Source organism: Micromonospora sp. WMMC250, assembly GCF_027460215.1.
Lineage (GTDB): Bacteria > Actinomycetota > Actinomycetes > Mycobacteriales > Micromonosporaceae > Micromonospora > Micromonospora taraxaci.
The window spans coordinates 5867764-5880858 of the sequence record NZ_JAPZBJ010000002.1; the positions used below are offsets into that span (position 1 = coordinate 5867764).

General features: G+C 69.1%; 11 protein-coding genes. 3 read left to right on the forward strand and 8 right to left on the reverse strand.

The window, feature by feature from the left end; all coding sequences use genetic code 11:
* Positions 1-25 precede the first annotated feature (25 nt).
* From O3438_RS26595 to O3438_RS26615, 5 genes are all read right to left on the reverse strand, one after another.
* A complete protein-coding gene (locus O3438_RS26595) occupies positions 26-1066 on the reverse strand; it encodes an ABC transporter ATP-binding protein (protein WP_269682389.1) in 1041 nt (346 codons plus the stop codon).
* Positions 1047-2078: an ABC transporter ATP-binding protein gene (locus tag O3438_RS26600; protein WP_088987683.1), complete on the reverse strand. Its 1032-nt coding sequence runs from the start codon at positions 2076-2078 to the stop codon at positions 1047-1049. The genes O3438_RS26595 and O3438_RS26600 overlap by 20 nt, the downstream gene beginning before the upstream one ends.
* A 67-nt stretch (positions 2079-2145) precedes the next feature.
* On the reverse strand, positions 2146-3102 hold the full coding sequence (locus O3438_RS26605; RefSeq protein WP_269682390.1) for an ABC transporter permease: 957 nt from the start codon (positions 3100-3102) through the stop codon (positions 2146-2148).
* A gap of 227 nt (positions 3103-3329) precedes the next feature.
* Positions 3330-4268 (reverse strand): ABC transporter permease, encoded by a 939-nt coding sequence (locus O3438_RS26610; RefSeq protein ID WP_088987685.1) that lies wholly within the window; start codon positions 4266-4268, stop codon positions 3330-3332.
* A 197-nt stretch (positions 4269-4465) separates the two neighbouring features.
* Complete coding sequence (locus tag O3438_RS26615; RefSeq protein ID WP_269682391.1) at positions 4466-6067, reverse strand: peptide ABC transporter substrate-binding protein; 1602 nt, start codon at positions 6065-6067, stop codon at positions 4466-4468.
* A 448-nt stretch (positions 6068-6515) separates the two neighbouring features.
* On the opposite strand from O3438_RS26615, the gene O3438_RS26620 reads away from it, so the two are divergent.
* Together O3438_RS26620 and O3438_RS26625 are read left to right on the forward strand one after the other, a co-directional pair.
* Positions 6516-7376, forward strand: a complete 861-nt coding sequence (locus O3438_RS26620) for a bifunctional methylenetetrahydrofolate dehydrogenase/methenyltetrahydrofolate cyclohydrolase (protein ID WP_088987687.1) — start codon at positions 6516-6518, stop codon at positions 7374-7376.
* A gap of 126 nt (positions 7377-7502) precedes the next feature.
* The gene (locus O3438_RS26625) at positions 7503-8453 is read left to right on the forward strand and encodes a malate dehydrogenase (RefSeq protein ID WP_112583765.1); all 951 of its coding nucleotides are present in this window, start codon (positions 7503-7505) and stop codon (positions 8451-8453) included.
* A 222-nt stretch (positions 8454-8675) separates the two neighbouring features.
* On the opposite strand, the gene O3438_RS26630 is transcribed toward O3438_RS26625, so the two are convergent.
* Positions 8676-9476 carry an MBL fold metallo-hydrolase gene (locus tag O3438_RS26630; protein ID WP_269682392.1) on the reverse strand — a complete coding sequence of 267 codons (801 nt, stop codon included), beginning with the start codon at positions 9474-9476 and terminating at the stop codon, positions 8676-8678.
* Positions 9477-9613: 137 nt separating this feature from the next.
* Between O3438_RS26630 and O3438_RS26635 the strand changes: the two genes are divergently transcribed.
* Complete coding sequence (locus O3438_RS26635) at positions 9614-10831, forward strand: NADP-dependent isocitrate dehydrogenase (protein WP_145779001.1); 1218 nt, start codon at positions 9614-9616, stop codon at positions 10829-10831.
* 289 nt (positions 10832-11120) lie between these two features.
* Here O3438_RS26635 and galT read toward each other — a convergent pair whose 3' ends face one another.
* Together galT and O3438_RS26645 are read right to left on the reverse strand one after the other, a co-directional pair.
* A complete protein-coding gene (galT, locus tag O3438_RS26640) occupies positions 11121-12197 on the reverse strand; it encodes a galactose-1-phosphate uridylyltransferase (protein WP_269682393.1) in 1077 nt (358 codons plus the stop codon).
* Positions 12197-13018 carry a DeoR/GlpR family DNA-binding transcription regulator gene (locus O3438_RS26645; protein WP_269682394.1) on the reverse strand — a complete coding sequence of 274 codons (822 nt, stop codon included), beginning with the start codon at positions 13016-13018 and terminating at the stop codon, positions 12197-12199. Before O3438_RS26645 ends, galT begins: the two co-directional genes overlap by 1 nt.
* Positions 13019-13095 lie beyond the last annotated feature (77 nt).

The window sequence follows — 13095 nt, forward strand, 5'->3', positions numbered from 1 at the left end:
TGATCAACCAGCGGAGGCGCGTGCGTCAGGCTGTGGGGAGGGTGGGGCGGAGTTCGGCGAAGTGGCAGGCGGACGGGTGGGGGTCCGCCGCCCTTGGGACCGTTGCGGGGTCCTCTACCGCGCAGATGTCCTGGGCCTTCCAGCAGCGGGTCCGGAAGTGGCACCCGCTCGGCGGGTCGGCCGGGCTGGGCACGTCCCCGACCAGACGGATCATCGTGCGCTGCTCGCGGGCCGCCGGGTCCGGCACCGGCACGGCGGAGAGCAGAGCCTGGGTGTACGGGTGGGTGGCCCGCTCGTAGATCTCGTCCTCGGTGCCGATCTCCACGATCCGACCGAGGTACATCACCGCTACCCGGTCGGCGATGTGCCGCACCACTGACAGGTCGTGGGCGATGAAGATGTACGACAGCCCCAGCTCGTCCTGCAACTGCTTGAGCAGGTTGATCACCTGTGCCTGGATGGAGACGTCCAGCGCGGACACCGGCTCGTCGCAGACGATCACGTCGGGGCGCAGCGCGAGCGCGCGGGCGATGCCGATGCGCTGACGCTGACCGCCGGAGAACTGGTGCGGGTACCTGTTGATGTGCTCCGGGTTGAGCCCGACCAGGTCCAACAGCTCCTGGACACGCCGCTGCTTGCTGCCCTTGGGCGCGGCGTCCGGGTGGATCTCGAACGGCTCGCCGATGATGTCGCCGACGGTCATCCGCGGGTTCAGCGAGGTGTACGGGTCCTGCATCACCATCTGCATGTTGCGGCGCACCCGGCGCAGCTCGCCACCGGAGGCCTTGAACAGGTCCCTACCCTCCAGGGTCGCACTTCCCGAGGTGGGCGTCTCCAGCCGCATCAGCAGCCGGGCGAGGGTGGACTTGCCGCAGCCGGACTCGCCGACGACACCCAGTGTCTCGCCGCGACGCAGCTCGAAGCTCACCCCGTCGACGGCCTTGACCGCGCCGACCTGCCGCTGGAACAGCACGCCCTGGGTGATCGGGAAGTGCTTGACCAGGTTGTCGACGGAGAGGATGGCCTCGCCGCGGACCTTGGTGGGGTTAGCGGGCGACGCTGTCATCACGGACCTCCTGCGCGAAGTGGCAAGCGCTGGTCCGGCCGTCGCCGAGGACCAGGTCGTGCGGTACGACGTCCACGCAGACCTGCTGGACGTACGGGCATCGGGGGTGGAACGGGCAGCCGGACGGGATGCGCATCAGGTTCGGCGGCAACCCCTTGATCGTCGACAGCTCCTCGCCACGGACGTCCAGGCGCGGGATCGACTCCAACAACCCCTTGGTGTACGGGTGGGCGGGCGCCTTGTAGAGCGAGTGGACGTCGGCGTGCTCGACGATCCGACCGGCGTACATGACGGCGATCCGGTCCGCGACACCGGCGACCACACCCAGGTCGTGGGTGATCAGGATCATCGCCATGTTGAGTTCGCGGCGCAGGTCGGCCAGCAGGTCCATGATCTGGGCCTGGACGGTCACGTCGAGCGCCGTGGTGGGCTCGTCGGCGATCAACACCTTCGGGTCCAGCGCCAGCGCCATGGCGATCATGACGCGCTGCCGCATGCCCCCGGAGAACTGGTGCGGATAGTCGCCGATGCGCTTCGCGGCACCCGGGATCTTGACCAGGTCCATCAACTCGATGGCGCGCCGCCGGGCGTCGGCCCGGGACATGCCGGCACGCTGGCGCAGCGTCTCGCCGATCTGCCAGCCGACCGGGAACACCGGGTTCAGGGCGGAGAGCGCGTCCTGGAAGATCATCGCGATCTCCTTGCCGCGTACCTGCCGACGCTGCTCCTCGGATTGGGTGAGCAGGTCCTGACCCTGGTAGAGGATCTGGCCGGAGCGGACGAACGCGGGCGGGGTGTCCAGGATGCCCATGATCGCCTGGGCGGTGACCGACTTGCCCGAGCCGGACTCGCCGAGCACGGCAAGCGTCTCGCCGGCGTCCAGGTGGTACGACACGCCGTTGATCACCCGGGCGACACCCTCGTTGGTGCGGAACTCGACGTGCAGGTCCCGCAACTCCAGCAGGTGGCCGCCCTCGGGAGTGGCGGAGGCCGGCGTGGGTTGGACAGTCATGACTGTGCCTGCCTTTCACTCGCGACTGCGGGGCTCGCTTCGCTCACTCCTCGCGCTCGCATGAGAATCACCGCAGCTTCGGGTCGAAGGCGTCACGGATCGCGTCGCCGAGCATGATGAACGCCAGCACGGTCAGCGCGAGGAACGCCGACGGGACGATCAACGGGGTGGCCGCCTCCCGCATGTGGATCCGGCCGGTGTCGATGTCCTGACCCCAGGAGATGGTCGGCGCCTTCAGGCCGATGCCCAGGAAGGAGAGCGTCGCCTCGGCCGCGATGAACGAGCCGAGCGCGATGGTCAACACGACGATGACCGGGGCCAGCGAGTTCGGCAGGATGTGCCGCCACATGATCCGGCTGTTGCCGGCGCCGAGCATCCGGGCCGCCGCGACGTAGTCCTGCTCCTTGGCGGTGATCACCGAGGAGCGGACCACGCGGGCGGCGGTGGTCCAGCCGAGGAGGGCCAGCACGAAGACGACAGCGCCGATCCGAGCCCACTGGCTGTCGCTGGACACCCGCTTGAGCAGCACGATCGCGGCCAACAGCAGCGGAATGCCGAGCACCACGTCGATCACCCGGGAGAGCACCGCGTCGACCCACTTGCCGAAGTAACCGGCCAGCATGCCGATCACCAGGGCGATGATCCCGGTGCCGAGCGCGGCGAGCGCGCCGACCAGCAGCGAGGCACGGGTGCCGTAGACCGCCCGGGAGTACGTGTCGCACCCCTGGAAGTCGTACCCGAAGATGGCCCCGCCGGACGGCCCGGCGTGCTGCCGGGACAGCAGGCAGTCGTTCGGGTTGTTGGCGGTGAACACGCCGGGGAACAGCGCCATCAGCGTGAAGATGACGACCAGCGCCAGCGAGATCCAGAAGATCGGGTTGCGGCGCAGGTCGCGCCAGGCGTCTCCGGCCAGGCTGCGCGGCTTGTTCGGAGCGCCGACCTGGTTGGGTGTGCCCGGCTCGCCCGAAGGGCCACGCCGTGCGGCCTGGTTCTCGCTGGCCGCCACCGTCTCAAAGTCACTCATGCCCGCACCTCGCTGCGCTCGGCGCCGGCATGAGGGCCAGGCACGCTGCGTTGATGATTCGTTCGCTGCGCTCACTCATGCCCGCACCTCGCTGCGCTCGGCGCCGGCATGAGGGCCAGGCACGCTGCGTTGATGATTCGTTCGCTGCGCTCACTCATGCCCGCACCTCGCTGCGCTCGGCGCCGGCATGAGGGCCAGGCGCTGCGCTGATGATTCGTTCGCTGCGCTCACTCATAGCGGATCCTCGGGTCGAGTACGGCGTACAGGACGTCAACCACCAGGTTCGAGATCAGGTAGACCACGACGAGCACGCTGACGATGCCCACCACCAGCGGGCCGTCCTCGGTGCGGATGCCGCGGAAGAGGTTGAAGCCCACGCCGGGGATGTTGAAGACGCCCTCGGTGATGATCGCGCCGCTCATCAGGTTGCCCAGCTCCACACCGAGGAAGGTGATGACCGGGATGAGCGAGTTACGCAGCACGTGGACGATGACGATGCGGCGCTTGACCAGGCCCTTCGACCGGGCGGTCCGGACGTAGTCCGCGCGCAGGTTCTCCGCCACCGAGGCGCGGGTGAGGCGCAACGCGGTGGCCAGCGACAGTGAGCCGAGCACGATGCCCGGCAGCAGGAGCGCGTAGAAGGAGGGGTCGGATCCGGCGGTGGGAGGGAAGAGCTGCCACTTGACGCCCAGGAAGAACTGCGCCAGCGGCGCCAGCACGATGGTCGGGATACCCAGCACCAGCAGGGTCAGCACCAGCGTCGAGTTGTCGAAGATGCTGGCCCGGCGGATGCCGGCGACCACCCCGGCGCTGACCCCGAAAATGATCGCCACGGCGAGCGCGATGAGCGCGAGCCGTACGGTGACCGGCCAGGCCTGTTCGAGGATGTCGCCGATGTTCCGACCGGTGAGCGACTCGCCCAGGTTGCCCTGGAGCAGGTTCTTCACGTAGTCGAAGTAGCGGTAGAAGAAGCCGCCGACGCCGGTGGCGTCCAGGTGGTACTTCTCGGTCAGGTAGGCCCGTTGGGCTGGCGTCACCGGCCGCTCACCGGCGAGCGCCTGGATCGGGTCGCCCTGCCCGGCGAATGTCAGCGCGTAGACGATCAGGGTGGTCCCGAAGAACGCCAGGACCATCTGCAGTAGGCGCCGCAAGATGTAGCGGAACATGCTTAGCAGTCTCTCCGGAAATGTGCGAAAGGGTCGCAGGACGGCATCTCTGGTCGTACCCGAAATGTCGGAGACGTGCCGTCCGGCCCGGGGGAGCCGGCACCACCGGGCCGGACGCGCTGCTGCGGTCCGGCCCCCGGTGGTGCGGTCCGGGCCACCCGGGCGTCGTCGCCCGGGTGGCCCGCACTCTGGTCAGCTCAGCTGGCCGCTTCGATCTTGACGAGGTTGACCCGCTGGAACAGGTCCATCTCCACGTTCTTGACCTTGGACGAGTGGCCGAACACGTTCTCGCCGAAGCGGAGCGGGATCACCGGCATGTCCTTGGCCAGGATGTCCTCCGCCTGCTGGTACTTGGCGATCGCCTCGTCCTGCGTCTTGGCGGCGGAACCCTCCTTGACCAGCTTGTCGAACTCCGGGTTGCTGTAGCCGTAGTAGTTCGACGAGCCGTTCGTGCTGTACAGCGGGCCGAGGTAGTCCTCCATGGTCGGGTAGTCCATGACCCAACCCATCCGGAACGCACCCACCGGCGTCTTCTTCTCGACCTTGGTGAGCAGGTCGGCGAACTTCGGCTCGGCCGAGCCGACGGCGTCCACGCCCAGGTTGGCCTTGAGCTGGTTGACCGTGGCGTCGACCCAGTCCTTGTGACCGCCGTCGCCGTTGTAGGAGATGACGATCTTCGCAGGACCACCGGCGGCCTGGTAGAGCTTCTTGGCCTCGGTCGGGTTGAACTCGCCCGACTTGCCGGTGGTGTCGTCCCGGAAGCCCGGCAGGACCGGCGAGACGAAGGAGCGCGCCGGCGTCTGCGAGCCCTTGAAGACCGACTTGGTGATCTCGTCACGGTCGATCGCCATCGAGATGGCCTTGCGGACGTCCGGGTTGCTGTAGTCCTTGTCGAACGTCGGGAACGCCAGGAACTGGAACGACGACATCGGGCTGGTCTTGTACCGGTCGCCCAGGTCGCTCGGCGCGGTGCTCAGGCTCTCGGTCGGGATCGTCGGCAGCACGTCCAGGTTGTCCGCCAGGACGTCCGCGTACGCCGCGGTGAGCTGCTGGTAGATCCGGAACTCGACGTTCTTCACCTTGGGCTTCTCGCCCGGGAAGGCGTCGTAACGCTCGACCTCGATCTTGCTGTCGTGCTGCCAGGTGCCCTTCATCTTGAAGGGCCCCTGCCCGATCGGAGCCTGCTCGTAGGAGTCCTTGAGCACGCCCGGAGCCGAGAACGCGGCGTCCGGCATCGGGAAGAACGCGTTGTAGCCCAACGTGGTCTTGAAGTCGATGTACGGCTCGTTGAGCGTCACGGTGAAGGTGAGGTCGTCGACCTTCTTCAGTCCGGACATCTCCTTGGCCTTCGGCTCCTTGCCCTGCAGGTCCGCGTAACCGGCGATCTTCTCGAAGAACGGGTTGGTGTCCTGGCCGTTGGGGGCGTACGCGCCGTAGTTCCACGCGTTGATGTAGTCCTCGGCCGTGACCTTCTCACCGTTGTGGAAGGTGTAGCCGTCCTTGAGCTTGATCGTCCAGACCTTGTTGTCGGTCGAGGTGACCGAATCAGCCGCGACCTCGTACGGCTTGTTCTGGGCGTCGTAGTCGACGAGCGGGCTGAACAGGCCGGCGATGACCTGAGAGCCGGACGTCTCGGTGGTGTTGGTCGGAACCAGGTGCTTCGGCTCGGCGATCTGGATGCTGACCACCGAACTGTCGCTGCCACCGGAACCACCGTCGCCGCCGCTGCCGCAGGCCGCGAGGCCCAGCGTCACCGCGAGCGGGAGGGCGGTCCAGGCGGCGAGTCTACGAACTCGCATTGAGCCTCCTCATCTCCTCACGCTGCGCAGTCAGGCCCGACGCTGGGTTTACGCTGCGCAACAAGCGGTAACGGTAGGTCGGCGGCGAGGCTTCGACAACGACGCGGTTGCGGGTGGGTAACGGTCTGAGGTCGAATCCCTTGTCGAAGGGCTTCCCCACTGCTACGTCAAACCGTGCGAAACCTCATCTGGCTGCAAAAACATCGCTACCTTCGGGCCCTGTCGTGGCGCTCTGGCTCGCGTTGTCTCCTGCTGGAGCTCCCGTCCCCTGTTGGTCCACCACGATCGGCCTGTCTGGTTCGATGGTGACCGAATGAACAAAAGTTCACTCAGAGTGACTAGAGACACGTCACAGATCGTCACTTTTCCTAACGGTGATCAAGGGGTCGACGGGTCGGCCGATCGAGGTCGTCGGAACCCCGGGCGGAGGTCGTGAGACGATCTGGGCGTGACGGCGACGCTTCTGGACGGCAAGGCAACCGCGGCGGAGATCAAGGACGAGCTGCGAATTCGGGTGAAGGCACTCGCGGAACGCGGCATCACCCCCGGGCTGGGCACGGTCCTGGTCGGGTCGGACCCGGGCAGTCAGGCGTACGTCAACGGCAAGCACCGTGACTGCGCCGAGGTGGGCATCGCCTCGATCCGCCGCGAGCTGCCGGCCGACGCCACCCAACAGCAGGTCGACGACGTGATCGCCGAGCTGAACGCCGACCCGGCGTGCCACGGCTACATCGTCCAGCTGCCGCTGCCCGCCCACCTCGACACCCAGCGCGTGCTGGAGCTGATCGACCCGGACAAGGACGCCGACGGCCTGCACCCGGTCAACCTGGGTCGGCTGGTCCTTGGCTACGACGGCCCGCTGCCCTGCACCCCGCGCGGCATCGTCGAACTGCTCCGCCGCCACGACGTGGCCCTGCGCGGCGCCACCGTCGCCGTCGTCGGCCGGGGCAACACCGTCGGACGCCCCCTCGGCCTGCTGCTCACCAGGCGCTCCGAGAACGCCACAGTCACCCTCTGCCACACCGGCACCCTCGACCTCGCCTCGCACACCCGGGCCGCCGACATCGTCATCGTCGCGGCCGGCGTACCGGGGCTGCTCACCGCCGACATGATCAACCCGGGCGCGGTCGTCGTGGACGTCGGCATCACGCGGGTGATCGGCGCGGACGGCAAGGGCCGCTACACCGGCGACGTGGACCCGGAGGTGGCCGAGACGGCCGGCGCGCTGGTCCCGATGCCCGGCGGTGTCGGGCCGATGACCCGGGCCATGCTGCTCAGCAACGTGGTGGAGCGCGCGGAGCGCGGCTGAACCGCGCGCCGGCGACACCGGTGACGTTCGCCCCATCCCGGCGATGCCCGCCGCCCCTGGCCTGATCGGTGCCAGGATGACTGATACGGTCCGGAAAACCGACTGGTATCAGGGAGTGGGACGACCATGGGTAAGAAGGTCACTGTCGTCGGGGCTGGCTTCTACGGCTCTACCACCGCACAGCGCCTGGCCGAGTACGACGTCTTCGACACCGTAGTGATCACCGACATCGTGGAGGGCAAGCCCGCGGGTCTCGCGCTCGACCTCAACCAGTCGCGGGCCATCGAGGGCTTCGAGACCAAGGTCGTCGGCGTGACCACCGGCCCCAACGGTGAGGGCTACGAGAGCATCGAGGGCTCCGACGTCGTCGTGATCACCGCTGGTCTGCCGCGCAAGCCCGGCATGAGCCGCATGGACCTGCTGGAGACCAACGCCAAGATCGTTCGTCAGGTCGCCGAGAACGTCGCCAAGTACGCCCCGAACGCCGTCGTCATCGTCGTCTCCAACCCGCTGGACGAGATGACCGCGCTGGCGCAGCTCGCCACCCAGTTCCCGAAGAACCGGGTGCTCGGGCAGGCCGGCATGCTCGACACCGCCCGGTTCAGCAACTTCGTCGCCGAGGCGCTGAACGTGCCGGTGGCGTCGGTACGCACCCTGACCCTGGGCTCGCACGGCGACACCATGGTCCCGGTGCCGTCGAAGAGCACCGTCAACGGCAAGCCGCTGCGCGACGCGATGCCGGCCGAGCAGATCGAGGAGTTGGTCGTCAAGACCCGCAACGGTGGCGCCGAGGTGGTCGCGCTGCTCAAGACCGGCTCGGCGTACTACGCCCCGTCGGCCGCCGCGGCCCGGATGGCGAAGGCTGTCGCCGAGGACTCCGGCGAGGTCATGCCGGTCTGCGCCTGGGTCGACGGCGAGTACGGCATCTCCGGTGTCTACCTCGGCGTCGAGGCCGAGATCGGTGCCGAGGGCGTCAAGCGGGTCGTCGAGACCGACCTGGACGCCGACGAGCGCGCCAGCCTCCTGGAGGCGGCCGAGGCCGTCCGCGCGAAGCAGGGCGACATCTCCAGCATGTAAGGCCCAAACCCAGACTCACCCCGAAGGGCCCGCCGGCCAAGCCGGCGGGCCCTTCGCCATCCCACCCACCCACCCACCCACCGCCCCTCCCGTCCCGCCCCCGGGTGATCAAGAGGTTCGCGTCACCGCGCCCCCGATTCTTGACGCAAACCTCTTGATCACCGGGGCGGTGGGGGGTGGGGGACGGTGGGGTGGGGGGCGCTGGGGCGGGGGTAGGACGGGTCAGGGGGTGGGGGTGAAGGGGGTGCCTAGGTGGGGGGTGGCCAGCACTGTGGGGGCGTGGGTTCGGAGGGTGGTCAGGCGGGAGGCGCGGGCTTCGTCCGGGTCCTCCTCGTGGGCGTACGCCAGGTCGGGGTCGACGAGCTGCACCATGTGCACCAGGAGGTCACCAGTGAGCAGCATCCGTTCGTCGGCCGAGGTCAGGAGCACCGACTGGTGGCCCGGGGTGTGGCCGGGAGTGGGCAGCAGACGTACCGCCGGGGTGAGGCTCGTCTCGCCGTCGACCACCCGGAGCCGGCCGGCGGCGCGCAACGGCGCGATCAGGCCGGCCGGCAGCCCGGGGTTGAGGATCTGCGCCGCGTCCACCTCGGCGCGCTGCACCAGGTAGCTAGCGTTCGGGAAGTACGGCCGGCCGGGCGTGCCGGTGACGGCCCAGCCGATGTGGTCGCTGTGCAGGTGGGTCAGCACCACCGTCTCGACGTCGGCCGGGTCGATGCCGGCGGCGGCCAGCTCGGCGGGCATCCGGCCGGGCACCGGCGCCCAGCTCGCGGCCGGCGCGTCGGCCGGGCCGATGCCCGCGTCGACCACTGTGACCGGCCCGTCGCCGGAGCGGATCGCGAAGCTGCGGAACGGTAGCCACCACTGCCCGTCGGCGGTGACCGAGGTGGGGTCGCGCCGGTCGGCCTCCGCCCAGTGCGCCGCCGTGGCCTGCGGAAACGCCTCCGCGCGGGGTTGGAAGAAGGCACCCTCGCCGTCGGTGAGGGCGGTGACCGTGATAGACCCGAGGGTGCGGCTCAGTGGCATCGCGTCATGATCCAGGCAGTTTCTGCGCCGCGCAGCCCGGTTTCCACCGGTCGGTCGAGGCCGGCTGGGGGCCGCCGGCCCAATTGCAGTACGCTCGTACTGCTTGAGCACGTGTCCCCCGAGAGGAGCGCCGGCCGATGGCGAAGATCAAGGTAAACAACCCGGTCGTGGAGCTCGACGGCGACGAGATGACCCGGATCATCTGGAAGCAGATCCGGGAGCAGCTGATCCTGCCCTACCTCGACGTCGACCTGCACTACTACGACCTGTCGATCCAGTACCGCGACGAGACCGACGACCAGGTCACCATCGACGCCGCCAACGCCATCAAGGAGCACGGCGTCGGCGTCAAGTGCGCGACCATCACCCCGGACGAGGCCCGGGTCGAGGAGTTCGGCCTGAAGAAGATGTGGCGGTCGCCGAACGGCACCATCCGCAACATCCTCGGCGGTGTCGTCTTCCGCGAGCCGATCATCATGTCCAACGTGCCGCGCCTGGTGCCCGGCTGGACCAAGCCGATCATCATCGGCCGGCACGCCCACGGTGACCAGTACAAGGCCACCGACTTCGTCGTCCCCGGTCCGGGCACGGTGACCATCACCTACACGCCGGCCGACGGCGGCACGCCGATGGAGATGGAGGTCGCCAACTTCCCCGGCGGCGGCATCGCCATGGGCATGTACAACTACGACGAGTCGATCCGGGACTTCGCCCGCGCCTCGTTCCGGTACGGCCTGGACCGCAACTACCCGGTCTACATGTCGACGAAGAACACCATCCTCAAGGCGTACGACGGCCGGTTCAAGGACATCTTCGCCGAGGTGTTCGAGGCCGAGTTCAAGGCCGAGTTCGACGCCGCCGGCCTCACCTACGAGCACCGGCTCATCGACGACATGGTCGCCGCCGCGCTCAAGTGGGAGGGCGGCTACGTCTGGGCCTGCAAGAACTACGACGGTGACGTGCAGTCCGACACCGTCGCGCAGGGCTTCGGCTCGCTGGGTCTGATGACCTCGGTGCTGCTGTCCCCGGACGGCCGTACCGTCGAGGCCGAGGCCGCCCACGGCACTGTCACCCGGCACTACCGGCAGTACCAGAAGGGCGAGAAGACCTCGACCAACCCGATCGCGTCGATCTACGCCTGGACCCGGGGCCTGGCCCACCGGGGCAAGCTGGACGGCACCCCGGCGGTCACCGAGTTCGCCAACACCCTGGAGCAGGTCATCATCGACACCGTCGAGGGTGGTCAGATGACCAAGGACCTGGCGCTGCTCATCTCGCGCGACGCCCCGTGGCTGACCACCGACGAGTTCATGAACGCGCTCGACGAGAACCTGGCCCGCAAGCTCGCCGCCTGATCCAGGCGTACCGCGTCATCGGAGCCCGCCGGCCACCCGCCGGCGGGCTTCGGCGTGTCCGGCGGTGCCGCGCCGATCGGCGTCACTCCGCTCGGCGCGCCTCGTTGACCAGGATGGACGAGATGCCAGTCGCGTCCAGGAAGGTTGACCTCGGTCGACCCGCGGCACCCGTGCGCCGATCAGCCAGCCTTCCCGGCTGTGCCGTGCACAGCCAGCCGTCCCTTCCCTGCGGGGGGCCCTGTCCCGGGCCCCCCGCGCCCTGTTTCCCCGCCGCGCGAGTCCCGCAGGCTCAAGCCGCGCGGAGCAACTCGGCGGCGCGCTCCGGGGCGATGTCGTTGATGAACACGCCCATCCCGGACTCGGAGCCCGCCAGGTACTTCAGCTTGTCCTTGGCCCGTCGGATGCTGAACAGCTGCAGGTGCAGGTGGCCCAACTCCCGGTCGATCCGCACCGGCGCCTGGTGCCACGCCGAGATGTACGGCATCGGCATGTCGAACAGGCCGTCGAAGCGGCGCAGCAGGTCCAGGTAGAGCGGCCCGAAGGCGTCCCGCTCGCTGTCGCTGAGCGCCGGGATGTCCGGCACCACCCGACGCGGTGCGAGGTGCACCTCGAACGGCCAGCGGGCCGCCGCCGGGACGAACGCCGTCCAGTGTTCGTTCTCGGCGACCACCCGCTCACCGGCGGCTCGCTCGGCGGCCAGCACGTCCGCGTACAGGTTGCCCCCGCCGGTCTGCTCGGCGTGCCGGCGGGCGGCGGCCAGCAACGCGCGGGTGCGCGGCGTCACGAAGGGGTACGCGTAGATCTGCCCGTGCGGGTGGTGCAGGGTGACGCCGATCTCGACGCCGCGGTTCTCGAAGCAGAAGACCTGCTCCACGCCGGGCAGCTCCCCGAGCACCTCGGTGCGGTCGGCGAGCGCGTCCAGCACGGTGCGCACCCGACGCGGCGGCAGGCTGGCGAAGGAGGCGTTGTGGTCCGAGGTGAAGCACACGACCTCGCACCGCCCGAGGCCCGGCCGGACGGACGTGAACGGGGTGATCGCCCCGGGTTCGTCGGCGACCCGGCCGCTGAGTGACGGGAACCGGTTCTCGAAGACCACCACGTCGTAGTCGGGGGCGGGGATCTCGGTCAGCCGGTCGCCCACCGACGGGTCGAGCGGGCACTCGTTCGCCGGCGGCAGGAAGATCCGGGTCTGCCGGTGTACGGCGACAGCCACCCACTCGTCGGTCAGCGGGTCGTAGCGCAGCTGGGACGCGGGAGGCGGTGGTGGGAGGTCGCGGCGGTCCGGCTGGTCACGGACGGCGTCGTCGCGCTCGTCGAAGTAGATCAGCTCCCGGCCGTCGGCCAGGTCGATGGCGGTGCGCTTCACTACGCCGTCCCCTCACTCGTCGGCGTGCGCGTCGCGCGGCCCGCCCCTGTCGCCTTCACCATGATCAATTCGCCCACCTGTTCGCCGAGTGCCCGTCGAGCGGGTGGTGGCAACCGGTCGTCGCTGACCAGTACGTGTGCTGCGGCCAGCTCGACGATCGAGGAGATGCCCACGGTGCCCCACTTGGTGTGGTCGGCGAGCACCACCAGTCGGTCCGCCGCGGCCACGAGCGCCCGGTCGGTCTCCGCCTCCATGAGGTTCGGGGTGGTGAAGCCGGCCCGCTCGGTGATGCCGTGGACGCCCAGGAAGAGCAGGTCCAGGTGCAGCGACCGGACCGCCCCGACCGCGAGGGGGCCGACCAACGCGTCCGACGGAGTGCGGACGCCCCCGGTGAGCACCACAGTCTGGTCCGGTCGACCTCCGGCGTGCAGGATCTCGGCCACCGGCAGCGAGTTGGTCACCACGGTCAGGCCGGGCACGTCCACCAGCCTGCGGGCCAACTCGGCGGTGGTGGTGCCGGCGGAGAGGGCGACCGCCGCGCCCGGACGGACCAGCCGGGCGGCGTGGTCAGCGATGGCGGCCTTCTCCGGCAACTGACGGACCGACTTTGCGTGGAAGCCCGGCTCGTCGGTCGCGCTCGGTTCGGCTGTCGTGGCGCCGCCGTGCACCTTGGCCAGCAGGCCGCGCTCGTGCAGCGCCTCCAGGTCGCGGCGGATGGTCATGTCGGAGACGCCGAACTCGCCGGCAAGTTCGCTGACCCGAACGCCGCCGGTCGCCCGGACCCGCTCCAGGATGGCCGCCTGCCGCTGCTGAGCGAGCATTGCCGTGCCTCCCGGGGTCACCCTACTCTCACGCGGTCAAACGTGTTCCAACAAGAATGAACACTATCGCGTGAGCA